This is a genomic window from Polyangium sp. 15x6, assembly GCF_029960785.1.
GTDB lineage: Bacteria > Myxococcota_A > Polyangia > Polyangiales > Polyangiaceae > Polyangium.
Genome location: NZ_JASBQE010000092.1, coordinates 1 through 22336 on the forward strand (window position 1 = coordinate 1; position 22336 = coordinate 22336).

The 22336-nt window shown below is 68.6% G+C and carries 22 protein-coding genes and 1 pseudogene; 8 read left to right on the plus strand and 15 right to left on the minus strand.

Features of this window, described 5'->3' with window-relative positions; all coding sequences use genetic code 11:
- Positions 1 to 199: pseudogene (locus QHF83_RS41385) on the minus strand (PE family protein); the annotation flags it as partial.
- Between the two features lie 208 nt (positions 200 to 407).
- Positions 408 to 1763, minus strand: a complete 1356-nt coding sequence (locus tag QHF83_RS41390; RefSeq protein ID WP_282423615.1) for a carotenoid oxygenase family protein — start codon at positions 1761 to 1763, stop codon at positions 408 to 410.
- A 110-nt stretch (positions 1764 to 1873) separates the two neighbouring features.
- Here QHF83_RS41390 and QHF83_RS41395 point away from each other — a divergent pair, with 110 nt between their 5' ends.
- Both QHF83_RS41395 and QHF83_RS41400 read left to right on the plus strand, forming a co-directional pair.
- The gene (locus QHF83_RS41395) at positions 1874 to 2281 is read left to right on the plus strand and encodes a MarR family transcriptional regulator (protein WP_282423616.1); all 408 of its coding nucleotides are present in this window, start codon (positions 1874 to 1876) and stop codon (positions 2279 to 2281) included.
- 77 nt (positions 2282 to 2358) lie between these two features.
- On the plus strand, positions 2359 to 3912 hold the full coding sequence (locus QHF83_RS41400) for an MYXO-CTERM sorting domain-containing protein (RefSeq protein WP_282423617.1): 1554 nt from the start codon (positions 2359 to 2361) through the stop codon (positions 3910 to 3912).
- Here the strand turns inward: QHF83_RS41400 and QHF83_RS41405 are convergent.
- The 4 genes from QHF83_RS41405 to QHF83_RS41420 form a co-directional block, all read right to left on the minus strand.
- Positions 3897 to 4691 (minus strand): hypothetical protein, encoded by a 795-nt coding sequence (locus QHF83_RS41405; protein ID WP_282423618.1) that lies wholly within the window; start codon positions 4689 to 4691, stop codon positions 3897 to 3899. The genes QHF83_RS41400 and QHF83_RS41405 overlap by 16 nt on opposite strands.
- A 60-nt stretch (positions 4692 to 4751) precedes the next feature.
- Complete coding sequence (locus tag QHF83_RS41410; RefSeq protein WP_282423619.1) at positions 4752 to 5570, minus strand: SRPBCC domain-containing protein; 819 nt, start codon at positions 5568 to 5570, stop codon at positions 4752 to 4754.
- Positions 5567 to 5923, minus strand: coding sequence for a metalloregulator ArsR/SmtB family transcription factor (locus QHF83_RS41415; protein WP_282423620.1), 357 nt, complete (start codon positions 5921 to 5923; stop codon positions 5567 to 5569). Before QHF83_RS41415 ends, QHF83_RS41410 begins: the two co-directional genes overlap by 4 nt.
- A gap of 113 nt (positions 5924 to 6036) precedes the next feature.
- The gene (locus tag QHF83_RS41420; RefSeq protein WP_282423621.1) at positions 6037 to 7428 is read right to left on the minus strand and encodes a GH25 family lysozyme; all 1392 of its coding nucleotides are present in this window, start codon (positions 7426 to 7428) and stop codon (positions 6037 to 6039) included.
- A gap of 215 nt (positions 7429 to 7643) precedes the next feature.
- Here QHF83_RS41420 and QHF83_RS41425 point away from each other — a divergent pair, with 215 nt between their 5' ends.
- The 5 genes from QHF83_RS41425 (at position 7644) to QHF83_RS41445 (ending at position 12561) form a co-directional block, all read left to right on the plus strand.
- The gene (locus QHF83_RS41425) at positions 7644 to 8375 is read left to right on the plus strand and encodes a hypothetical protein (RefSeq protein ID WP_282423622.1); all 732 of its coding nucleotides are present in this window, start codon (positions 7644 to 7646) and stop codon (positions 8373 to 8375) included.
- Between the two features lie 32 nt (positions 8376 to 8407).
- Entirely contained in the window at positions 8408 to 9679 is a 1272-nt protein-coding gene (locus tag QHF83_RS41430) for a radical SAM protein (protein WP_282423623.1), read from the plus strand.
- A complete protein-coding gene (locus QHF83_RS41435; RefSeq protein ID WP_282423624.1) occupies positions 9676 to 10629 on the plus strand; it encodes a hypothetical protein in 954 nt (317 codons plus the stop codon). Before QHF83_RS41430 ends, QHF83_RS41435 begins: the two co-directional genes overlap by 4 nt.
- Before the next feature lie 60 nt (positions 10630 to 10689).
- On the plus strand, positions 10690 to 11520 hold the full coding sequence (locus QHF83_RS41440; protein ID WP_282423625.1) for a hypothetical protein: 831 nt from the start codon (positions 10690 to 10692) through the stop codon (positions 11518 to 11520).
- Between the two features lie 66 nt (positions 11521 to 11586).
- Entirely contained in the window at positions 11587 to 12561 is a 975-nt protein-coding gene (locus QHF83_RS41445; RefSeq protein WP_282423626.1) for a hypothetical protein, read from the plus strand.
- A gap of 3 nt (positions 12562 to 12564) precedes the next feature.
- Here QHF83_RS41445 and QHF83_RS41450 read toward each other — a convergent pair whose 3' ends face one another.
- The 3 genes from QHF83_RS41450 to QHF83_RS41460 form a co-directional block, all read right to left on the minus strand.
- A complete protein-coding gene (locus tag QHF83_RS41450; protein ID WP_282423627.1) occupies positions 12565 to 13254 on the minus strand; it encodes a hypothetical protein in 690 nt (229 codons plus the stop codon).
- 88 nt (positions 13255 to 13342) lie between these two features.
- On the minus strand, positions 13343 to 14497 hold the full coding sequence (locus tag QHF83_RS41455) for a PAS domain S-box protein (protein WP_282423628.1): 1155 nt from the start codon (positions 14495 to 14497) through the stop codon (positions 13343 to 13345).
- A 213-nt stretch (positions 14498 to 14710) separates the two neighbouring features.
- Positions 14711 to 15955 carry a hypothetical protein gene (locus QHF83_RS41460; RefSeq protein ID WP_282423629.1) on the minus strand — a complete coding sequence of 415 codons (1245 nt, stop codon included), beginning with the start codon at positions 15953 to 15955 and terminating at the stop codon, positions 14711 to 14713.
- 115 nt (positions 15956 to 16070) lie between these two features.
- On the opposite strand from QHF83_RS41460, the gene rsmG reads away from it, so the two are divergent.
- Entirely contained in the window at positions 16071 to 16790 is a 720-nt protein-coding gene (gene rsmG / locus QHF83_RS41465; RefSeq protein ID WP_282423630.1) for a 16S rRNA (guanine(527)-N(7))-methyltransferase RsmG, read from the plus strand.
- A gap of 11 nt (positions 16791 to 16801) precedes the next feature.
- Here the strand turns inward: rsmG and QHF83_RS41470 are convergent, their stop codons facing one another.
- The 6 genes from QHF83_RS41470 to QHF83_RS41495 are packed head-to-tail and all read right to left on the minus strand — an operon-like array spanning position 16802 to position 22332.
- Complete coding sequence (locus tag QHF83_RS41470) at positions 16802 to 17602, minus strand: metallophosphoesterase (protein WP_282423631.1); 801 nt, start codon at positions 17600 to 17602, stop codon at positions 16802 to 16804.
- Positions 17603 to 17642: 40 nt separating this feature from the next.
- Positions 17643 to 18371, minus strand: a complete 729-nt coding sequence (locus QHF83_RS41475) for a response regulator (RefSeq protein WP_282423632.1) — start codon at positions 18369 to 18371, stop codon at positions 17643 to 17645.
- A gap of 25 nt (positions 18372 to 18396) precedes the next feature.
- A complete protein-coding gene (locus QHF83_RS41480; protein WP_282423633.1) occupies positions 18397 to 19524 on the minus strand; it encodes a HAMP domain-containing sensor histidine kinase in 1128 nt (375 codons plus the stop codon).
- A 14-nt stretch (positions 19525 to 19538) separates the two neighbouring features.
- Entirely contained in the window at positions 19539 to 20042 is a 504-nt protein-coding gene (locus tag QHF83_RS41485) for a GTP-binding protein (protein WP_282423634.1), read from the minus strand.
- Positions 20039 to 21769 carry an OmpA family protein gene (locus tag QHF83_RS41490; RefSeq protein ID WP_282423635.1) on the minus strand — a complete coding sequence of 577 codons (1731 nt, stop codon included), beginning with the start codon at positions 21767 to 21769 and terminating at the stop codon, positions 20039 to 20041. Before QHF83_RS41490 ends, QHF83_RS41485 begins: the two co-directional genes overlap by 4 nt.
- Positions 21766 to 22332, minus strand: a complete 567-nt coding sequence (locus QHF83_RS41495; RefSeq protein ID WP_282423636.1) for a hypothetical protein — start codon at positions 22330 to 22332, stop codon at positions 21766 to 21768. The genes QHF83_RS41490 and QHF83_RS41495 overlap by 4 nt, the downstream gene beginning before the upstream one ends.
- Positions 22333 to 22336 lie beyond the last annotated feature (4 nt).

Here is a 22336-nt window from a genome sequence, read left to right on the forward strand (position 1 = left end):
CGCCGGTGCCGCCGGTGCCGCCGGTGCCGCCGCTGCCGGCGGCGCCGCCGCTGCCGCCGGCGCCGCCGCTGCCGCTGGGGTCCGGCGGGATCTGCGAGGAATAGGCGGTCGCGTCCCCGCCCGTGCCGCAGGATGCCGTCCCGAGCATGCAGGGCAGGAGCGCGAGCGCGCCGGCCAGGCCGAAAAATGAATGTTTCATAAGGATCCTCCAGGAAACGAGCCCCGAGGGCACATTCGCGTGCCCTCGAAACGCAAGCGTGACGTCTGAACGCGTGTGACAGCGACCCAGACTACACGATTCGGATGCTAGTCGCGCTCCTCTCTCGTTGTAAATGTGCGCTGGGTGCCGTAAACGTGCTTACGGCACGTTCAGCAAATCAGGCTGAAGGTCGAGCTCGAGACGGGGTTCACGAGGGCGCGTGCGCCGCGGGGACCCACGACCCGTGGAATCCGAAGGGGACGCGCTGGGGCAATCGGACGCGCGCCACCGGTGGAGCGCCGAAGTTCTTGGCGTCCAGAACGACGAGATCGCTGCCGTCGCGCTCGCCGTCGTAGACGATGCTGAGCAGAAAGCCCGCATCTTCGGTCGGATCGTCGCCCCGAGGGGCGAAGACGCACTCGCCGGGCACTTGCCGCGGGCCGAGGTCTTGCGCGACCGAGCCGCCCGTCGCCGCGTCGTACTGGCGCAAGACCGTGCCCGTCGGGACGCCGGCCACGAAATCCCGCATTTGGACGACGTACGTGTAGCGATGTGGTTCTCCGGTGCGGCGGTCGTCGATGCGAGGAAAATCGACCACGCGCTCGTCGATCGCCCCTTCGCGGGTGCGGCCGGAATCGAGGTCGATCTCCCAGCGGTAGAGAACCGGCGGGCTCACCTCGAAGCGCGCGGAGCGGGCGCCCGTGAGGACGAGCGTTCCATCGCGCTCGAATGCATTGGCGGTGTGACTGAGATACGCGGGCTCGAACTCGAACCAGCGCGCTGCCCCTCCCGCGCGCGGCACGACGCCGATACGCGTCCTGTGGGTATCGCTCCACGCGAAGGGCATTCCATCGCCCCAGTCCCGCGTCATCCGGAGGGGGGAATCGAAGAACACCGCGTATTGCTCCGTGATGGCGAAGTCGTGCATGAGGGAGGGACCGTCGACCTCGATCTCCCGCTTCGCGATCACCCGGCCCGCCGCGTCGGCGATGTAATATGTCAAATAGGGCTGTATCGGCTGGTAGCCGAAAAAGTGGAGCTCGCCGGTCCGGGGACAACGTTTCGGGTGCGCCGTCATCGGTGTGTCCAGGGCCCCGTCGAAATCGAAGGGCCCGACCGTCGACAGCTCCCGATCGAGCTGCATCGGCAGCGCGGCCTCGACCAGCGAGAGGATGCGGCCCGCGTGCTCGATGACGTGGGTATTCGACGTGCCGCCGCCGCGGAGACGCCTCGCCCGGGCCACGCTCGCATCCTCGCCGTCCTTGGGGCCGAGGTCCGTCCCGTGAAACCTTGCGGTCCGTACGTAGCGATTTCGGTACCAGCATGCCTTTCCGCCTTCGAGGTGGACGCCGTGCACCATCCCGTCGCCGAACCACCAATGGGGGGAGGTCCCGTTCTTCGGATTGGGGCCGTTGCGTAGATACATACCGCCGAGCTCGCGCGGTAGCTCGCCCACCACGGGCAGATCGTACGTGGTCACCTCATCGGCGACCGGGGCGAAGGGGCCGCGCAGCCAGAACGGCTGCACAGGAGAGCTGGCATCGCTCTCTTCATGCGTGGACATGCGTTTCTCTCCTGGCAGTTGGTTGAGTTCTCAACTAACATCCGTGCACGACCTCCGCAAGGGATTTGTTTGAGGACTCAACAAAAGAGAGGGGCATGTCTGCCTACCACTTGACGTTCCTGTTCGACCTGAACCGGGCACACGCGACCACGATCCGCCGTTTCGACGCCTCGCTCGGCCAGGTGCACGGTATCGGCCTCAACGATCTGCACCTGCTCCAGGTGCTCGACCAGGCGCCCAGTCGCAGGCTCAGGCGAATCGATCTGGCCCAGCAGCTCGGCGTGACGGCCTCGGGCGTGACCTGGATGCTCCGCCCGCTGACGCAGCGCGGCCTCATCTCGAGCCAGCCGAGCGAGGACGATGGTCGCGTCACGTTCGCGGTGCTCACCGAAGCCGGGCGTCAGCTCATCGCGGATGCCGTGCCGACAGCACGACGGATTGCGGCCGATCTTCTGGGCCCGGAATCCAGCAAAGAGGAGCTCGCGAGGGTGGCGGTCGCGATTGCGCGGCTTTCGTGAGCCGAACCCCGAGAGCCGCGCACGAATCCATCCCACGAAAAATCCCACGAACGCGCGGCGGTGCGGTACCCTGGGGCATGCGCCGTGTACCGCTTTTTGCTTCCACCCTCGCCCTCGTCCTCGCTTCCGGCACCGCTCTTGCGGTCGTCACCGAGCCCAATGGCCTCGTCGTGCCGCTCGATTCGGCCAACGCCGAGGTGCAGCTCTACACCTTCTTTCAGAACCAGAACGACCCCGTCGACTGGAAGGCCGACGCGCACACCACGCCGAACGCGTTCTCGCCGCTCTGCGGCTTCACCGCGACCTTCGTGCTGAACGAGGCCGGTTCGCACTTCGGCCTCGCCTGGTACAACGAGACCGGGCAGAAGCCGCCGGCTGCGGATCTGCACGTCCTCGTACCGCCGAACTCGCCGGTCGGCACCACGTTCAACGGTACGTCGATCAAGAACGACCCGGCCTACGCGGGCGGGCTCGTCGGCTTCGCGCTCGTGGGCGGCGAGACGCACTACTCGAACCCGGCATACAACAACCTCTGCTCGGCCTGCAACCCGCCGGCGCCGTGGATCACGGCGGTGATTTATGCCTCGAAGACCACGGCGAACGCCTATTACATCGCCTTCGAGGACGGCGCGACCACGGCCTCGGGCTGGAACAACGACGGCGATTTCAACGACGACGTCTACTTCCTGACCGGCATCACGTGCTCCGGCGGCGGCCAGCCCTGCGATACGGGCAAGCCCGGCGTCTGCGCATCGGGCGTGACGCAATGCACGTCGAACGGCGTCGTCTGCCAGGACCTCTCGCAGCCGAAGGGCGAGAACTGCAACGGGATCGACGATGATTGCAACGGGACGGTCGACGAGGGGGACATCTGTCCGAGCGGGTACGTTTGCGACAAGGGCACCTGCGTGCAGAGCTGCAAGGGCGGCGAGTTCGACTGCCTGCCCGACCAGGCATGCAACAGCAACGGTTATTGCGTGGACGCGGCGTGCAAGGACGTGACCTGCGAGGCCGGCAAGGTCTGCATCGGCGGCACCTGCAAGGGCCCGTGCGACGACGTCGCTTGCCCGTTCCCGCAGGTTTGTCGCGTGGGCGCGTGCGTCGATCCGTGCGCCGGCGTGACGTGCGAGAGCGGCCAGGTATGCGACGGCGGCGTGTGCGTCACGCGCTGCGATTGCCTGCCTTGTGCCGGCGGCGAGGCGTGCGAGACGTCGAGCGGCCTGTGCATCGAGCCTTCCTGCATTGGCGTGACGTGTGACGCGGGGACGCACTGCGCCGGCGGGACGTGCGTGGACAATTGCATGGGCGCCGTGTGCCCGACGGGCCAGGCGTGCATGGCGGGGCAATGCGTGGAGGCGCCGAGCAGCTCGGACGCGAGCAGTAGCTCGTCGGGGATCTTCGGCTCCGGCGGCGAGGGCGGCGCGGCCGGCGGCGGGATGGGTGGCGCCGCGGCGAGCGGCGGGAACAGCGGGAGCGGCGGTGCCGGCAGTGGCAATGCCGGGAGCGAGGGCTCGTGCGGGTGCCGGGTGGTGGGCAATGACGACGCGACGGGGGCCGCGTGGGCGGCGCTCGGGATGATGGGGCTCGCGGCGATGCGGCGGCGGCGACGCGCTCCTCAACCGGCCAAATGAAAACGCAGAAACCCGAGCATCTGCCGGATCCGCTCCCGCGACGTCTCGCTATCGTCGACGATGTCGAACGCATGCGGCGCGGTCGGGTCGTTGCTCAGGGTGATCGGCAGATTGCGCGAAAGCGCCGCCGCGACGAAACGATCGAGCGCGGTGTTGAGGCCGGCGTCGTCACGGCCGGCGCGCACGAGAAAGAGCGGCACGTCGGCGCGGAGATCGTCCATCGACTTGCCGGCGGCCGGCGTCGCGAAATGGTATTGCTTCGCGGCGTCGGCCACGTGCGTCGCGCCGTCGAGATCGAGCGTATGGCCGTACGCGAGCACGGCGCACGCGACGCGGACCTCGGCGTCGCGCAAGAGCAGCGATAACGCATTGGGGACGTTGCCCGAGGACGCCCACACCCCGATCCGATCCGGATCGATCCCGAGCGTCGCGCCGTGCGCGCGAAGATGCCGCATCACGAGGGCCACGTCCTCGGGCTGCCGATTCGCGTAGGTGACCGCGATCATCCCCGACGCCGCCACGAGTTTCGCCCAGGACACGTACGACGCCATGTCCTTGAGCTTGCATCCGAGCATCATCTCGAATCCCGGATCCGGGTATCCCGAGACGAACACGACGGCGGGCCGCAGCCCGCCGCCGCCCGGCGGTGTATACACGTCGAGGGTCGGACCACCGGCGTCGATGTCGGCCCGGACCGTCACCTCGTGCATGCCGGGAAGCTCGAGGACCACCGGCTTCAGGGTCATCGGGTTGCGCGGAGCACGCGTGGGTTCGCTCATGGTCGAGGGTTCCTTTCGGGGGACGAGCGTATCAGGAGCCGCAAAGCCGCGCCAGACGCCCTACGCCCCGCCCCGCCCGAGGTTCCGTCCTGAAACAGCATGCATCGTCCGCGTTCCCGCGGAAAACCTCCCCGACACACGAGCGCCCCTTGGGATGACGAACTCCCGCCCCGCGCCGAGCTCCATGTCCATGCCATTGATGCGCAGCACGTAGCTACCTTCCAGCACTGCCAGGTACTCGTCGAAGTCGCGCCACTGCTCGTCCGTATTCGCATCCGTCTTCGCGTGGCAAAGCAAGAGCTCGGTGCCATCCGCGCCGGTGAACGCGTACGCCTCGACGCCCGGGATGCGCAGGGCGCCTTCCGCGACGCGGTTTGCCTCGCTCGTCATGAAGGCCGGGAAGCTGCCGAGCCCGAAGCGCGCAGCGTACTCCGCATTGAGCGCGGAGAAGCGCTCCTTGTCGAACCCTGCGGCCGGCGTTCCGTCGACCGCCGCCTCCAGGTTGTCGAGACAGAAATGCCAGCCCGTGGCGTCGCGCGCGACGTTCGCGCGGTCTGCCGGGATCGTCGTGAAAATCAAGAGGCAGCCCGTGCCCTCGGGCGCGAGCTCCCACCGCAGGACGTCTCCCTCCCACGTGTATTCGAGCACGCGCGGCGGATCGAAGACGGAGATCTTTCCCTTGCCGGGCTCGCCTTCCGCGAAGAAGAACCGCAGCTCCGCGCCGACCTCGCGCGCGCCCTCGATGCGCGCGGGAAACCAGTGGGCGAGCTCCTGGCTCTCCGTGAGCGCGCGCCAAACCTTTTCGGGTCGGTGGGCGAGGCGCCGTTCGAACCGGAGCTCGACGTGATTGCCTTTCGTGATCAACGTCCCGTTTTTCATCGTTTCCTCCTCGGGGTCGGGCTCCGGCGGGAGCTTTCGGGCGGTTCGTCCGTCATCGTGTCCAGGTGGCGCTCCAGCGCGTCGAGCCGCCGCGACCAGAGCGCTCGATACGGCGCGAGCCATGCGTCGAGCTCCTCGAGGGGCTCCGGGCGCAGGCCGTACAGCCGACGCTGAGCGTCCTGCTCCACATCCACGAGCCGCGCCTCCTTGAGCACGCGCAGGTGCTTGGACACGGTGGGCTGCGTCAGCCCGAGCCGGTCCGAGAGCTCCCCGACAGGACGGCGCCCCTCGCGAAGGAGATCCAGGATGCGGCGGCGGTTCGGCTCCGCCACGACTTCGAACGCGCTCAGCATGGACGCGTATATGCCCATCGAGGTATATGCTTGTCAAGGCATATTCATCGATGGCCTCGCCTGGTCGTGTGTATGTGCGTTGCGTTGTGGACGGAATGTGCGTAGGAGGCGAGTCAGGCGGACGCGCGCCGTCGACGTCGCATCACCGACCCGAGCCCGAGGAACAGCGCGAGCCCGAAGGACCCTGCACCGCGCGCCCCGCCCGTCGCCATCGCGCACCCGCTCTCGCTGCCCGGGTCGCTCCCAAGGCCGCCGCCGTTTCCGCCCGCGCCGCCCGCGTCGCCCGCGTCGCCCCCGCCATTTCCACCCGCGCCGCCCACACCGGCGCCGCCCGCGCCCATGCCGGGCACCACTTCGAAGAGACCTTCGAGCTGCGCATCCGGCGGGCCTCCCTGACCCGGATCACTGAACCAGGTGACGCCCTCTTGCACGAGACCAAAATGCTCGTCGTACACGCCCGTCTCCAGGGGCGCGTGCAACGTAAAGGTGAACTTGTACGTCCCGCCCGGCGGCACCGTGCCCTCGACGCGCGCATAACGATTCGGCCCCGGCCATTCCGGGCCGGCGAAGGGGCTCGTCCGGTCCCGCGGCTCCGTGGTCGCGAGCAATGTATTGCCATCCCACGCCTTCGTGCCGACGTTCAGCATCTCGATGTACGCCTCGAGCGTCCCGCCCGCTTCCACCTGCAAGGGGCCTTCACTCGCATACGGGAACGATTGGCTCACGAACTTCGCAGCATATTCGGGCCCGCTGTTCGCGAAGGCCATCAGATCGGCCAGGCTGCCGTTGAACGCATTCCGATCCACGTTGCCCGCGACGCCAGGCACCGAACCGCTGTCGGTGTACTGGAACAGGATCCATTGGTCCCAGTAGTTGTCGGGCAGGTTCGGGCAATCGAAGCTGTAGTTCGGGATCCAGAGCGGGTAGTCGCCGAAATCGTAGCTCGCGACGTTGTCCTGCCAGAAATACTTGCCCGTGTAGATGATCGGCTTCGCGCCCGTGGCGGCCTCGACGTGGGCGAGCCATTGCTTCATCTTGCTCACGACCGTCGATTTGCTCTGCCCGGCCATGTCCTCGACGTCGAGGACCGGCGGCAGATCTCCCGGGCCGAGCTCGCCCATCGCGTCGATCATGAGATCGGCCTGGGCGATGGCGTCCTGGTGCGGCAGGAAAAACTGATACGCGCCCCGTACGAGCCCCGCGGACTTGATGCCGCTCCAGTTCGTATCGAACCAGGTATCCTTGCTGGTCCCGTAGCTGACGCGGGCGATGGCGAACTCGATGCCCGCGCCTTTCACCTGGTCCCAGTTCACCTCGGCCTGCCATACCGAGACGTCGATTCCCTCGACCGTATCGCCGTCGGCGCACACGGTGAAGGCCTGCTCGGTCTCGGCGAGCGGACCCTCGGACGAATCGAATGCATCCGCGCCACACGCGGGCAGCACGAGCGCGGCGAGGGGCAAGAGAGAAGCGCGGAACAGGTGTAGGCTGGACGAAGTATGCATGGTCGAACGCATCGGCGCGGGGCCTGCGCAATGCTCGTGCCAGCGCGCACGGCCCTCTCGCGTGGGGCCTTTCCGCGGTGAATCGAGACCCTTACCCGCGCGAGGGTGAAGCTTCAAGGATCCAGTTGGATCGCGGGCGCACCAGGTGGCCGTTCCGGGAAGAAACGACGTGTCGGATCGTTGACACGGGCGCGAGCGTACGATTTGCTGGTCCGATGGACGAGACGACCGAGATCGAAACCATGGGGGATGTCACGATCACCCTCCGGCGACCCAGGAGCAGGCTCGCGGAGCTCGCGGGCCGGGTTCGCGAGGTGCTCGGAAAAGATCTCCCCGACGACGTCGCGGCATTTTATGAAAGGAGCGACGGCCTCGTGTTTCGCGCCACCCGCGGCGGCGTGCCCCTCGGCGAGGAAGCCTCGATCTGCGGGCTCGAAGCGGCGTTCGCGGGGTTTCGTCCGCACCGGCAATATCGAAGCATGAGGGACCACGAGAACGACGTGGAGACGGGTGACCTTTACGCCCAGCCGTTTTGCGAGGAGCTCTGGAGCGACGGATTCGAGGTGGAGTCGAGGCGCGATCTCGATCGCCTGAACACGCTCAAGCGGTCGAAGCTCCTCGTCTCCGTCCCCGGCGAGTCCGTGTGGCTCACGATCGACCACTTCGATCCGAAGGGAGCCCCCTATCGGATCGGTATCGCCGAGGACGGTTGTGATCTCTTCCCCCTCGACCTCTCGTTCTCGGACTTCGTCGCGTACTTTCGCCGGTTCGGGGCGGCGCGCTGGTACCTCGCCTTCGCCGGCAAGAAGGCCGAGAAGGCGAAGAACATCGACTTTGGGGCCGAGATCGAGCGGAGCCTCGAAGGCCACGCGGCCGCCTTCCCGGCGGAGGTCGCGGCGCTCATCCAGCGGGTGGATCCGCGGCGAAAACCAAAGAAGTCCGGTTGACTCGAGTCCGTGGGTCGAGAACCATGTACGGTATGGAATCCTTCATCGCCTTCATCCCGCTCTCGAACTGGCTGCGGGGCTTCGACCGCTACGGGATGTGTTATTCGAAGGCGTCGATCGGCGAATCGAGGTTTCCCGACGCGTTCTACATGCTCAAGGAAGACGAGCGCTGGGCGCCGGGGCTCGAGAAGGCGCGGCGGCTCGTGGCGAAGCTCGGGCGCCAGAAGGATCGCGTGGTGGCGCTGCGCGCGCGGCTCCCGGTCGGGCCCGAAGGCATGCGCCCGAACGACGTGACCGGCACGGGCATCGGCTGGCGCTGGCCCGCGAGCGAGATCCCCTTGAGCGGCGTGGCGTGGGTCGACGAAAAGGACACGCTCGTCCCCACGAGGCACGAGGAAATCACCGCGGAGGCCTTCCGCTTGGGCGACGACGGGCTCGTCGAATGGGCGAAATGCCGGCCGCGCAGCGTGTCGGTCCTGCCGGTGGCGAAGGCTTGTCAGGCGCGTTGTGCATTCTGCTTCTCGAAGGCGAGCGTCTCCGATCTCGCACGCCAGCGGAGCGGCACGCTCGACCAATGGCTCGCCTGGGCGAAGCTCGCGAAGGAGCGCGGCGCCGAGCGCGCCGTCATCACCGGCGGCGGCGAGCCGACGCTGATCGAACCCGAGAAGCTTCACGCGCTCGTGCGTGGCCTCGCGGGGTTGTTCTCGAAAACCCTGCTCATCACGAACGGGGCGCGACTCGACCTCACCGAGCTCGAAGGCCTCCGGGAAGCGGGGCTCACCACGCTCGCGGTGAGCCGGCACGGCGTGACGCGCGAGGACGACGCGCGAATCATGGGGATCGCAGTCGACTCCGGGGCATTCGGCCGCGCGCCGGGCCTGCGCACGCGGGCCATTTGTGTGCTCCAGCGAGGCGGGGTCGACGATGCGGCGAAGGTGCGCGCGTACCTCGAACGGAGCGCTGCCGACGGCTTCCAGGAGGTTTGTTTCAAAGAACTCTACGTATCGAGCCTCTCGGAGAACCCGTGGGCGCCGAGCGCGGCGAACCAGTTCTGTGAGATGAACCAGGTGCCTCTCGCGCTCGTGCTTCGTACGCTCGCCGAGCTCGGCTTCGAGAAGCGCGAGGCGTTGCCCTGGGGGAGCCCGGTGTTCGAAGGTGAAATCGGCGGCCGCGTGCTCCGCGTGGCCGCGTACACGGAGCCCTCGGTCGGCTGGGAGCGGACGCATGGCATCGTGCGCTCGTGGAACGTGATGGCCGATGGAACCTGCCTCGCCTCGCTGGAAGATCCGAGCTCGACGTTATGAACCACGAAACCTTCCTCGCGCGCCGCGCGGAGCTTCGGGCCACGCGCCCGGCGCTCGTCGATCTCGCGGAGCTCAACGTCTACCGGAGCCTCGGGCGCGCCTTTGCCGCCATTGCGCCCTCGACGCACCCCGAAGCGCCTTATCGTTGTCACCTCGCGGAGCGCTTCCTCGCGCACCTCGAACTCCCGCAGGCGCTGAAGCCGCGCACGCAGGTGAGCCACGGTGTTCGGCGTTCGCTCCGCGCGCTCCTCGGGCTCCTCGCCAAGCGGAATGCGCGCGTCGGCGTGCCTGCCGACGTGTACCCCGTCTATCTGCAGCTCGCGGCGGAGGCCGGAGCGACGGTCGTCCCGTGGGAGGCGCGTGTCGGTCTTCCCGAGCTCGACGCGCTCGACGCGCTCCTCGTCTGCGAGCCGCTGAAACCCTGGGGTTCGTCGCTGACGTCGTTCGACGTGGAAGAGCTCCGGCGCTGGGCACGCGTGGACGAGCGGCGCATGTTGATCCTCGATTCGGTCTATGCGACGCCGCCGACGGCGGCCTCACGGGCATTGCTCGAAGACGAGAGCGCCCTTCTCCTCGCGTCGCTGTCGAAGGGCTGGCTCGTCCCGGATCACGCGGGGATTTGCATCGTGCCCGAGCGTTTTCGGAAAGAGACGCGGGACGCGTTCGCGGAGCTGCCGAAGGACGAGCCGAGGCTCCGCATCGGATACGCGGCCCTCACCGAGCATGCCGCGCGTCCCCGAGAGGTCTCGGCCGCTTTGCGCGAACGCGCGCGCAGGCTGGACGAGCTCACGAGCGCGAGACCCGAGCTCGGAGCGTCCTCGTGCATCGGCTACTTCGCCACATCGTCGAGGTCGTTCGACGCGCTGCTCGAAATGGGAATCCTCGGCGTCCCTGCCACGGTCTTCGGCGGACCCGAGGGCCTCAGCGTGCTCTCGAGCCTCGAAGCCTGAACCACCGCTCGCCGGGGATGACGTCCATGGGGTCGGGGCTCCATGACGATCCCAGACGCCGTGAGCTCGTACCGACCATTGCCGGCATTCGCCGCACTCGTGCTCATCCTCTCGACTGGCGCTCGGGCCTCAGCCGTCACGCCGCCGCCGGCCTCGGCGCGGGCGGGCACGGCCAGGGTCGATCGCAGCAAACCGAGCGGACCCACGCCCATGGTGCAGCGCGGGCTCATCTTGCCCCAGGGGCTGCTCGATCCCTACGTGAGCCCTTTCGTCGAGCACCCCATCGGGGAAGACTATTACCGCATGGGGACGAGCTTCGGCACTCTGTGGGGCTTCGCCCCCGAGATGCACGTCGACATCCAGATCGGCCCCTATTACATCGGTCAGGAGCCGCCTCCGGGCACGAACCGCGTCACCATCACGGGCCGCTACCTCAAAACCCCGCCCGTCGACCTCGGCGCCTCGTTCATGGCCGTGCTCGACCCGAACCCCAGGCACCCGTTCGTCAGCTACATTCAGCCGGGGCTGCCCGCCATCATCCGCCCGAACAAGCACCTCCGTATCGACTCCGGCGTCTATGTCCCCTGGTATCCCACCACGGATTCACATCTCGGCCTTCGCGTCCCGCTGAACGTTTACGTCCAGATCGCGGACCGCTTCCATGTCGGCGGGACGAGCGCCCTCGTCGTCTCGGACCTCCGCGATCCCCATGGGACCACGTCCATCCCGTTCGGTCTCACCGGCGGCTACAGCGCGGGCCCCGAGCTCGACTTCCTGGCGCTCACCCCGTACGTGACCTGGACGCGCTTCTATTCGACCGCGACAGGCGCCCTGGACACGCGCTCGTTCGTCGCCGGACTCATCGCCGACTTCATCATCGACCTTCGGTGAGCCTCCTATCACGGCAGGCGTGACGTGGCTCGGGTTTCCTCCTATCCTCGGGACCGGAGGTTTGCCATGCATTTTCTTCACCGCTCCTTGCAATTCGTAGTCCCTGCGGTGCTCGTCCTTTCCGCCTGCGGCGTCACGCCCAGCGGCGGAGGTCCTTCCGGGAATGGCGGCGACGGAGGCGAATCGAGCGGCGGGCTCGGTGGAAGCGCCGAGGCCGGCGGGATGGGCAGCGGGAACGCCGGTTCGGGCGGCGAGGGCGGAGATCTTTTCGGCGACGGCGGACTCATGGGCGCAGGCGGCGGATCCGGCGACGACGGCTGCGCGGACGAGGCGAAGCTCGTCTACATCATCGGCCAGGACAACGAGCTCTACAGCTTCAACCCACCCACGCTCGACGTGAAGCTCATCGGCGTGATCGACTGCCCCACGGGCGGCCTTGGCACGCCGTTCTCGATGGCCGTCGACCGCAAAGGGACGGCGTGGATCCTCTTCAGCGACGGCCGCATCTACCACGTCGACGTGAAGACGGCGGCCTGCGCGGCGACGACCTACGCGCCGGGGCAGCAGGGTTTTACCACGTTCGGAATGGGCTTCGTCTCCAATACGTCGGGCAGCGCGGAGGAGACGCTCTACGTCGCCGACTACAACGGCAAGGGGCTCGCGCGGATCGACACCCAGTCGCTCACGCTCTCCTTCGTCGGCCCCTGGGACCAACTCTCCGGCGCGGCCGAGCTCACGGGCACGGGCGACGCGCGGCTCTTCGGCTTCTTCAACTACAGTCCGATCATCATCGCCGAAATCGACAAAGCCTCGGGCAAGATCCTGAGCCAGGCCCCGCAGCCGAGCGTATCGATCGGGAGCGGCTGGGCGTTCGCGTTCTGGGGCGGCGATTTCTGGCTGTTCACGAGCCCCACGGGCGACTCGCAGATCCAGCAGTATCGACCCTCGACCGGGACGACGACCGTGGTGAAGACGGGGCTCGGTACGAACATCGTCGGCGCGGGCGTCTCCACGTGCGCGCCGGTCGAGCCGCCGAAATGAGCGCTACTGGAAGTTTATCGCGATCCAGCCGCCGGCGGAGCTGAATCCACACGCGACCTTCGAGAAGTACTTCGCGCTCATGTTCACGTAATGCCCACAGACGTCGCCCGTGGATTGCCCGTAGAAATCACAATTCGGGCAGTTCGGGTTGTACCCTTCATTGCAGGCGTCACAGCCGGAGCAGCCGGTCTGATCTCGCTCGGCCCACATACCATCGAGGCAACCCGCGACGTTCTCGGCCCCGTGGCCCAGGCACTCGTTCTGGCCGCTGCCATTGCAGGTCGGGTAGAGGCCCATGCCCCACGAGCCGTGCGCCTTGTTGTTCTGCTGATCCCACGTCGCCTGCTGATCCACGCAGGGCTCCGCTTCCTTCCAGCGCGCGTAGGGCGGGAGCCCCATCGTGGCGCGGTGCGCGTTGATCGTGTCGACGCACGCTTGCCGGGCCGCCTCGTACGGATCGGACCCGCCGCCGCTGCTGCTCGTCGTGCCGCCGCCGGCGCCGCCCTGGCCGTTGCCGCCGCTGCCGCTCGACGCGCTGCTGCTCGGCATCCCTCCTTGTCCGGCCGCGCCGCCGCTCCCGTCGCCGCCCGCCCCGCCATCACCGCCGCTCCCTTGCGACCCCGCGTCCGAACACGCGACGACGCCGAGCGCCAAAAGACCCAGAAAAACCCGGTAGGCCATCTTCATCCACATGGGGAAGCTCCTTGTTACCCCATCGAGTGTAGAGGACGACAACGGGCGCCTGGTATGGAAAACGACCGGGACGGGCGTCAAACCCGTTTCATGTGGACGGGGCAGGGGAGCGGCGTGGCTTCACGGCGCGGCGCTTCATGACGAACCGGAGCGCCTCCTCCAGATTCCCGAGCGTCATGACGCTCCCGAGATCGACCCCGAGGCCCACGAGCGCCGTGGCCACGCCGGGATTGACGCCCGTGACGAGCGCCGTCGTGCCGAGCAGCCCGAGCGCGCGCAGCACCTTGAAGAGGTGATCGGCGGTCGTCGCGTCGACCTCGTCGATGCCCGTCATGTCGAGGATCACGTAATGCGCTTGCTCGCTCACGACCGCGTCGAGCAAGGTGGCGAGGATGCGCTCGGCGCGCGCCGCGTCGATCGTCCCGACGAGCGGCAGCGCGAGCACGCCGTCCCATACCCGCACGATCGGCGTGGAGAGCGTGCGAATCGCGCCCTCTTGCTGCGCGATGAGGTCGAGCTGCTGGCGGAGCGTGCGTTCGGCTTCGATGCGCTCGGTGACGTCCATCGCGACGCCGAGCACACCCTCGACGGGGTCGCCGTCGCCGCCCCGGATCGGGATGTATCGGCATTCCCAGGAGGCGCCGCCTGCATGGGCGAGAGTGACCTGGTGGGTGCCGCCGAGGGCGGCGCGGATCGCGGACAGGATTTCGGGGACGTCGCGATAAAGATCGAAGGCGCTCATGCCGACGACCTCGCCGGGCGCGAAGCCGAGCGCGTGCAGCCCGGCGCCGTCGGAGAGCGTGAAGACGCCCTTTTCGTCGGTGGCCCAAAGCACGAGCGGGGTATTGTCGAGCATGCGCCGGATGAACCTGCGTTCGGCGGCGAGCGTGGCGCGCGTTTCGGTGGCCTCGGTCGTGTCACGAACGAAAGCGGCGCGGCCGAGGAGATCTCCGTTTTCGTCGCGCAGGGCGCGGAGTTGCCATTCGCAATGAAATCGCGCGCCGTCCTTCCGGGCGCACGGGGCCGAGAAGGACGGCGGGCTTTGCGTGTCGAGCTCGGCGAGGAGCGCGCCCGGGTCGACCTCCGCGTCGGGGCCGAGCAGGTCACGTATCGTTTTTCCGATGACCTCGGTCGCGCCGTAACCGAACACGCGCTCGGCGCCCGGGTTCCACGCCACGATGGCGCCGCTCGCGTCGAGGCCCACGATGCCGATCGGCGCCTCGCGCGCGAGCGCGCGTAGCATCTTTGGATCCTCGAAATAAGCTGACGCAGTCCGTTCGTGAATACCCATCCAACCCCGTGTACCAAAAGTGTCGCCGCACGGAAAGCACCCTTATCCTGAGGAAGTACGCGCGGTTACGGGATTGTCGGAAATGGCCCACTGCGTCAGTGATATGACAGTGGTCCGCGTTTCAGCGGCGCGCGCGGAGGTTTGGCGAAGCGAGCGCGCTCGCTTTCACGAAGCGGTGGGCTGGGTCGAACGGCGAGGCGACCGCGCCGCATGGCCACGCCCCTGCTCGACGAGCGCCTCGCCGGCCGGGCGGAGGACCTGCGCCGCCGCCTGCCGCCGCAGCGCGGAGACCTCCTCGGCGGGCAGGAAGCCGTGTTCGCGGGGCGGCTCGTCGCCCGGGACCGTCGCTTCCTTGCAGGCCATCCGGAGCGCCTTCTCCAGGGTCGTCGCGACCTCGGCCGCGAGCGCCGCGCCGCCCGTGCCGATCGCCCAGCGCACGAAGGCCCATCCGAGCTCGGCGTGGCGCATCTCGTCCTCGGCGATCTCCAGCAATGCAAGGCGAACCGCCCGCGGACCGGCCTCCTTTGCCGCCGCGGCCGCCTCGATGGCCGCGAGCGTCTCGCCCACGCAGCCCTCGACCACCGTGGCGAGCGTGGCCGCCGTGAGCGAGCCGAGATCCTCGAACGCGCCGTCCACCGCGAGCGGCCCGAAGCCGAGCGGCTCGCCTCCATACGCGGATGCGAGCGACATGGCGAGGCGCGCGTGCCGCACCTCGTCGAGCGCTGCTCGATGGGCCGCCTCGACGAGCGCCGGCGGCGCGCCGAGCGCCATGAGCGCCATCGAGAATCGGGCGAACGAGGCCACGGACGCATGCTCGTTGCGACCTCGCTCGGCCCAGCGCCGCGCGAGGAGCGCGCGCACCTCGGCCGGGAGAGCGGCCGTATCGAGATCGCGGAGGGCGGCATTGAATTCGCGGAGCGCCTGCCCGCGATCCGCGGGCACGTCCGGCGGGCTCGACCAGGCGCTCGGCCCTTCGCGCACGTCGGCGAGCCTGGGTTTTCCTTGTACGAGGAGGGGGCGCCCATCGCAGCCGATCGAGCCGACGAGATAACAGCAGCTCTCGGCGCTGCCTTGGTTTTCACTGGCATACGGCCCGCGGAGCGGCTCGCATTCGCATTCGCCGGAGCCCGGCGGCCGACCCTTGAGGACGACCTCGTTCGCGCCGGGACACACGCCGTTCACGGGCGCGGTGCAAAGCGTGATGTCGCAGCACTGGCCGTGATAGCCGAAATCGTCGTCGTACACGGGCCCGTAGCAGGCGGGCGCCGGCGCGGGCTCGAGGTTCTGGGCAGGAGCGGCCGGGCCGGGGGCGCCGGGAGCGCTTTCGACGTCGGCCCCGCACGCCGAGGCCAGGAGGAGGCTTGCGCCCCATTGAGAAGCGACGAGAAGGCGATGAAGGAAGACGCGCATGAGGGGCCATTGGGCAATTCGCATGCCGATGGCCGCGCCCGTGTTTTTCGCGAGGATGTGCTCCAGGGGCTGTGCCGGGTTGTGCCGAGCGCTCCGGGCGTGCTACGCCCTCGACGTGACCAAGGCCGCCCGTCCTCCCCTCCCGCTGCCGAGCTCCACGCCCCTCGCGCCTCCCGACGGCTTCGAGGCGCGCCTCGTGGAGATCGGCGTTCGCCTCGACGCGCCCGTGCTCGCGACGCTCGGCGACTACCTCGCGCGGCTGCTCGCGATGAACGAGCAGATGAACCTCACCGCCATCAAAGATCCGAGCGACGCCTGGGAAAAACACGCGCTCGACGCGCTCACGCTCGTGCCCTTGCTCGGGGACGCATCCCCGGGATCGCGGCTCGTCGACGTCGGCTCGGGCGGCGGTTTGCCCGGCATTCCGATCGCGATCGCGCGGCCCGATCTCCTGGTCACGCTGGTCGAGGCGACGCAGAAAAAAGCGGCGTTTCTCTCGGCCGTCGTCGCCGCGCTGGGCCTGCCGAACGTTACTGTGCGCGCCGAGCGGGCCGAGCAGGTCGGGGCCGGGGAGCTTCGTGGGGTGTTCGACGTCGTGACCGCGCGCGCCGTGGCGCGATTGAACCTGCTCGTGCCGCTCACCGCGCCGCTCGCGAAGCCGGGCGGGCTCGTGCTGCTGGTGAAAGGGCAGCGCGCCGAGGAGGAGCTCGCGGAGGCCAAGCGCGTGCTCGCCGAGCAGGGGACGACCCACGAAAAGACGGTCGCGACGCCGACGGGGCGGATCGTCGTGCTTCGACGAGGCGCGGGGGAGGCGCGGCGCAAGGCGAAGCGGTGAGGGGAGGCGCCTCAGAATTCGAATGTCGATTGCACGATCGGATTGCCGTAGTCGTCGACGTTCGGCGGCCAGCCCCCCGTGCGGACCACGAGGTTCGGCGCGGCCTCGAACACGCCTTGCCCGTGCGTGTGCCCGCAAAGCACGGTGATCCGTGTCGCTGGATGGTTTGCCGCGTACTCGGCGAGGACCTCGCCCGTCGAGACACACGTGAACCACGGGAGCCACTCCGGCGATGATTGCGCACCAGCGTACCAGCAGGCCTGGGGGAACGGCGGGACGTGCGTCAGGACGAACAGCTCTTCGGCGTCGGGCGCGCGGGCGAGCTTTTCACGCAGCACGCGGGCCTCATCGGCGCCGAGCTTTTGGAGCAGCTCGATCCGGCCGAAAGGATCCATGCGCACGTCGAAAAAATCCGTGATCAGGTGCCAGTCGGAGAGCTGGATGGGTGAGTCGAGATCACCGCATCGCGCGTCGCCCCAGCCGTCGACGCCGAGCAAGACGACGCGGTCGTCGAGCCGCACCGGATCGACGCCGGGGAGCCAGGTCGCGAGCTTGGGGATACGCGTGACCTGCTCGCGGACGTGGCGAATGCTCGATCGGTAATAGTCGTGGTTCCCGAGCACGAAATACACCTTCGCGCCGGTCTGCGTCGCGATCTCGTCGACGAAATGCACGACCGAGTCGGACTCGGCGATGTCGCCCGAAAGGAGGACGATGTCCGGCGCTTCCGCCTCGATGGCCTCGTAAAACTGCCGGAGCGCTCGAGGGAGCGGGAAGTTCAAGTGGATGTCGGTGCACCACGTCGCGCGCATGACGAGCGGAAGCATACCACGCCCGCGGCGCCCTCGTCGCTCACGCCGATCGGACGGAAAGGGTCGAGAGTTGCTCCTCGATCTGCGCGATCAACCACCCGATGAAATCCTCTTTCCGCATGACACGCGAGACGTGGAGCCCCGACCAGATCGGGGAGCGGACCGCGGAGGTGTCGCAGCTCTGCACGACGACGGGCAGATCGCGCATGCGGGCGTCGCTCCGGATGGCGCGGACGAGCTCCACTCCGTTCATCACCGGCATGTGGATGTCCGTGATGACCAGCGCGACCGGGTGCGTCGCGAGCAAGGAAAGCGCGTCGCGACCATTCTCGGCCTCGAGCACCTGGAATTTTGGCTCCAGCACCGAGCGATACACGCTACGCAAAAACGAATCGTCCTCGACGAGCAAGATGGCCCCGCCCGTGGCCCCGCCGAGGACGCGCTCCACCACCGCCCGGAGCTCTCCCGCCGTGACCGGCTTCTCCACGTACCCCGAGACGCCCTGGAGGATGGCCTCGGCCTCGCGCTTCACGACCGTGACGAACATCGTGGGGATGCCATGGCTCCGGAGGACGCGGTTGACGGCGAACCCGTCCATTTCCGACATCAAGACGTCGACGATGGCGAGGTCCGGTCGCCACGTCGAGACGACCTTGACCGCGTCGCGACCGCTCGGGCTCATGCGCACCTCGTGCCCGACGTCGGCGAGCGCGGTGGCCATCCAGAGCCTGGTTTCGTCGTCGTCGTCCACGATCAAAAGCTTCGCCATGGCCGGTCCTTCCTCGCTCTGTCCTTCACGCCGCCAGGGTCCCTGTCGAGCTGGGGGGCTTGCGGAGGCGGAACCAGAACCGGGCGCCTCCCTCGGGAGGCGCGGCGTACCCGATCGAGCCGCCCCAGCGCTCGACGGTGATGCGGCAGAAGTAGAGCCCGAGCCCCGTGCCCGCCTCGGGCCCGATCCCCCGGCCGAAGCGCTGGAACAGGCGCGTCGCGAGCGAAGGTGGCACGCCGGGTCCCTCGTCCTCGACGCTCACCTCGACGCTCGTGTCCTCCTCGCGCACGCGGACGCGCACGTGGCCCCCGACCGGGCTGTGGCGGACCGCGTTGTCGAGCAGGTTCGCGAGGACCCGCAAGAGCCGCGGTTCGTCCGCGACGACGAGGCTCGGGAGCGGCGGCACGTCCCGCTCGATGCGCACGTTGCGGCCGCGCGCGGTGAGCTCGTGCTCGGCGACGACGCGGAGGATCCCGGCGCGTAGATCGGAGATCGCGGTCTCCTCGTGCGTGGTGTCGAGGTCGCCGTGCTCGGACGCGAACACGCTCAGGATCTCGCGGATCATCCGGCGCTGTCGGAGCGCCGCGTCGAGCGCGAGGGCGATCATGTCGCCGTCCTCGCCGGGCGGATGTCGCTCGTCGAGGGACGAGAGCACGCCGAGGATCGTCTGGAGCGGGTTCGCGAGATCGTGGACGATGCAATGCATGAGGATGTCCTTCTGCTCGATCTCGCGGGCGAGCGCGTCATGGGTGATGCGCAGCTCGCGGGCGCGCTGCAGGACCAGGCGCCGCTCGTGGAAGAGCTCGTCGCAGCGGGTGATCACGAGCAGGCGGCAAGGGCCCACGAGGAGCGCGGTCGCCGCGAGAGGCAGCTCCTCGCCGCTTTCGGCGGTCTCGCACCAGAGGTCGGAGTCGAGCCGCGTCAGACCTCCGCTCTCTGCCTGCCAGACGGCCTCTGCCTCGGGCAGGAAGACGGAGAGGAACGGGAACATGCACTCCACGCGGATGGGCGTGTTCGCGCGGAGGACGCCCCGCAGCATGCGCGAATACCAGTCGGGCGCGCTTCCGCGTTGCAAGAACGTGCCGTCTGGCTGGCGTTCGAGGACGACCTTTTCGAGGGACGCGAGGATCGAGCTGGCAATCGAGGTCTCCATGGCAGGCCTGCCCTTCAGCGCTGGAGCAGCGCGTGGCCGAGCGCGCGGAACGCTTCTTCGACGCCCGCGCCGGTCTTCGCGCTCGCCTCGAAGACGGAAAAACGCGCGGTGAGCTCCCGCTCGTAGGCGTCGTCGAGCTCCCAGAAGGCGCGCAGATCGGCCTTGTTCAGCACGAGGACACGAGGCACGTCGCCCACGACTTCCGCGGCGACGTGGTGGAGGGCGATCGCGGTCTCCACCGTGGCGCGGCGGGTCCCGTCGGCGACGAGCAGGTAGCCCGCGGCGCCGCGCAGGTACGAGAGGCGGACGCGCTGGAACTCGTCCTCGCCGCTGAGATCCCAGAGCACCAGGACGAGCTCGTGATCGCCGTAGGTGAGGTGCTTCGTCTCGATCTTCGTGCCGATCGTGGTCAGGTATTGATCCGAGAAGATGCTGCGGACGAAGCGCATGACGAGGCTCGTCTTGCCGACGCCCGTCGCGCCGAGCAGGCAAACCTTCCGCTTCTCCAGCGTGTTCATGACCCCTCGCTCGCCGGCGAAAGGCGCACGTGGAAGGTCACCTTGCGCGCGGCCAGATCCGCTTCGCCCACGCCCCGCACGGAGAGCCGATCCGAAGCGACGCCGCGCGCGTCGAGCTCGGCCGCCACGCTCGAAGCGCGCTCCTCGCTGAGGTGCTGGTATTTCTCGGGTGTGCCCGTCGCGTCGGCGTGCCCCACGATCTCGATCCGCGCGGAGAGGCCACCCCGCGGGGCGGCGTCGAGGAGCGCCTGCACGGCGCGCGCCGCGGCGTCGAGGCGGGCGCGCTCGGCAAGAAGCGGACTTGCCGAGCCGGGCGGGAACGAGATCTGGAGGCCCTCCAGCGTGGCCGCCGCGGCCCTCGCGGACGTGATCGCCTCGGCCTCGAAGAGGCGCGTGTCGTCGAGCGCCGTGACGCCTGGGAGGCTCGTGGCGAGCAGACGCGCCCGGTCGATCCACGCGCGCTCGGCGACGCCCGCGGCCACGAGCGTCCCTCCCGCGAGGCGCAGCGAGACGTCGGGCGGAGGCCGCAGCACCTGGAACGCGCGTCGCTCCGTGAGTGGAGGATCCAGCGAGTAAACCGGCTTGAAGCGCAGCTCGACGTCGGACGCGCGCAGGCCGTGGGGCGCGAGCAGGGCGGCGGGGTCCTGCGCGAGCGGATCCCCGAGCCCTTCGACGAAGCGGCGTCCTCCGTCGCGCCCCGTCCGCGTGACCGTCAGGCCGGGCTCCTCGCCGAGCGCCTCCAAGTACGCGTCGAACCGCGCGTTTCGGTCGTGCACGACCTTCCACCCGATCCCGGCGCCGACCAGGGCGAGGACTGCGATCGCCGCGAGCGCGAGGGTGCCGCGGCGGCGGCTCTTCGGCTTCTGAATGCGCTCCTCGCGCATGCACCCGACGAGCGCGTCGCGGGTCGGCTCGAACGTGGCCACATCGCCTTTGAACTGCTCGAGCGGGGCCGCGTAGGTTCGGTGGATCTGCTCCAGCGTCTCGGCGAGTGATGCCTCCACGTCCTTCGTGGCGACGCCGCGGACGATGGCGACCAGCATGGCGCGTGGCCCGTGCTCGACGACGCCCGTGAGCCCACCGACGCAGAAGCGTGACAGGCCCGCCTCTTTTTCTTCGCGAAACGCGTCCCGCGCGAAATCGTCGATGGCCGCGAGCATCGCCGACACCTGATCGGGATCCTCCGCCGCCACGTTCTCCGCCGCGACGTGCTGCAAGACGAGCCCACTCTCGCGATGCACCAGGAACACGTGCTCCACCCGATAGGCGAGGTTGTGGAGCATCACGACCTCGACGAACGGCCGGCCGGTGCGGGCCGCCTCGATGCGCCAGCGCAGGCTCTCCAGCGTCATCGTCTGCTGCACCATGTCGTCGACCCGCTGGAGGAGCCCTTCGAGCGCGGCGCGGGCGGCCTTCCGGACGGCCGGGCCGATCGAGGGGAAGATGGCGTCCGCGAAGAGCTCCGGGTTTTTCCGGACGGTCTCGTGGATGCTCGACAGCATGAGCGGCTGCATCGCGGACGAGAGCTCCTCGCCGCGCTTCTGGCTCGCGACGGCGGCCTGGGGCAGCACCTCGCCGATGGCCTCGGCGAGGGCCTCGGGCGTCTCGAGCTTGTGTTCGAGGGACTTCAGCCGCTCCTGTTCGGGTTTCACGAGGAACGGGCGCAGGTCGTCGAGGGTGTAGTCGTGTTCTCGCCGCCGCGCCCGCGCGCGCAGGCGGGCGCTCATGACTGCTCGGCGCGAGGCTCCGGGGTGCGTGTGGCCTCGACAACCCCGCTCGCGGGGCCGCTGGCCTCCGAGGGCTCGCCGGTGTACAGGGCGAGCTCACGCTGGAGCGTGGACATGAGCTCGTCCCTGAGGGAGCGTGATTGCTCGACGAACCCCTTGGCTTCGTCGAGGATCTGTTGTCGGAAATCACGCTGCGCCCGGATCAGCCCGTCCTCGAGCTTCTTGATGCGCTGGTCGAGCTCGGCGACGGCGTCCCGCGCCTCGCGCGCGACGTTGTTCAGCGCGGCCATCTGGGCGGTGCGGTCGGATTCCCGCTGCGCGTTCTGCGCGTCCGTTTCGCGCTTCACGTGGGCTTCGAGCACGTCGATCATGCGCCTCGTATCGGCGCGGAGCTCTTCGCCCTGCGACGCGACCAGGCCCTCGATGCGGGCGATCTTTCGCTCGAAATCGCGAACGTAGGCGCCGAACAGGATCTCGCGCACCTGATCGAGGCTGTTCGCCGGTGACGGCGCGGCGTGCGTGGTCCCCCTGCTTTCGAGCTCGGCTCGTGCACTCGGGTTCATGGCT

Excerpts from the sequence above, each read along its gene's own strand:
- QHF83_RS41390 (WP_282423615.1), bottom strand. The coding sequence starts at position 1,763 with ATGTCCACGCATGAAGAGAGCGATGCCAGCTCTCCTGTGCAGCCGTTC.
- QHF83_RS41400 (WP_282423617.1), top strand. The coding sequence starts at position 2,359 with ATGCGCCGTGTACCGCTTTTTGCTTCCACCCTCGCCCTCGTCCTCGCT.
- QHF83_RS41405 (WP_282423618.1), bottom strand. The coding sequence starts at position 4,691 with ATGAGCGAACCCACGCGTGCTCCGCGCAACCCGATGACCCTGAAGCCG.
- QHF83_RS41410 (WP_282423619.1), bottom strand. The coding sequence starts at position 5,570 with ATGAAAAACGGGACGTTGATCACGAAAGGCAATCACGTCGAGCTCCGG.
- QHF83_RS41415 (WP_282423620.1), bottom strand. The coding sequence starts at position 5,923 with ATGCTGAGCGCGTTCGAAGTCGTGGCGGAGCCGAACCGCCGCCGCATC.
- QHF83_RS41420 (WP_282423621.1), bottom strand. The coding sequence starts at position 7,428 with ATGCATACTTCGTCCAGCCTACACCTGTTCCGCGCTTCTCTCTTGCCC.
- QHF83_RS41425 (WP_282423622.1), top strand. The coding sequence starts at position 7,644 with ATGGACGAGACGACCGAGATCGAAACCATGGGGGATGTCACGATCACC.
- QHF83_RS41430 (WP_282423623.1), top strand. The coding sequence starts at position 8,408 with ATGGAATCCTTCATCGCCTTCATCCCGCTCTCGAACTGGCTGCGGGGC.
- QHF83_RS41435 (WP_282423624.1), top strand. The coding sequence starts at position 9,676 with ATGAACCACGAAACCTTCCTCGCGCGCCGCGCGGAGCTTCGGGCCACG.
- QHF83_RS41445 (WP_282423626.1), top strand. The coding sequence starts at position 11,587 with ATGCATTTTCTTCACCGCTCCTTGCAATTCGTAGTCCCTGCGGTGCTC.
- QHF83_RS41450 (WP_282423627.1), bottom strand. The coding sequence starts at position 13,254 with ATGTGGATGAAGATGGCCTACCGGGTTTTTCTGGGTCTTTTGGCGCTC.
- QHF83_RS41455 (WP_282423628.1), bottom strand. The coding sequence starts at position 14,497 with ATGCTACGCGCGCTCGCGCGCGAGGCGCCGATCGGCATCGTGGGCCTC.
- QHF83_RS41460 (WP_282423629.1), bottom strand. The coding sequence starts at position 15,955 with ATGCGCGTCTTCCTTCATCGCCTTCTCGTCGCTTCTCAATGGGGCGCA.
- QHF83_RS41470 (WP_282423631.1), bottom strand. The coding sequence starts at position 17,602 with ATGCGCGCGACGTGGTGCACCGACATCCACTTGAACTTCCCGCTCCCT.
- QHF83_RS41475 (WP_282423632.1), bottom strand. The coding sequence starts at position 18,371 with ATGGCGAAGCTTTTGATCGTGGACGACGACGACGAAACCAGGCTCTGG.
- QHF83_RS41480 (WP_282423633.1), bottom strand. The coding sequence starts at position 19,524 with ATGGAGACCTCGATTGCCAGCTCGATCCTCGCGTCCCTCGAAAAGGTC.
- QHF83_RS41485 (WP_282423634.1), bottom strand. The coding sequence starts at position 20,042 with ATGAACACGCTGGAGAAGCGGAAGGTTTGCCTGCTCGGCGCGACGGGC.
- QHF83_RS41490 (WP_282423635.1), bottom strand. The coding sequence starts at position 21,769 with ATGAGCGCCCGCCTGCGCGCGCGGGCGCGGCGGCGAGAACACGACTAC.
- QHF83_RS41495 (WP_282423636.1), bottom strand. The coding sequence starts at position 22,332 with ATGAACCCGAGTGCACGAGCCGAGCTCGAAAGCAGGGGGACCACGCAC.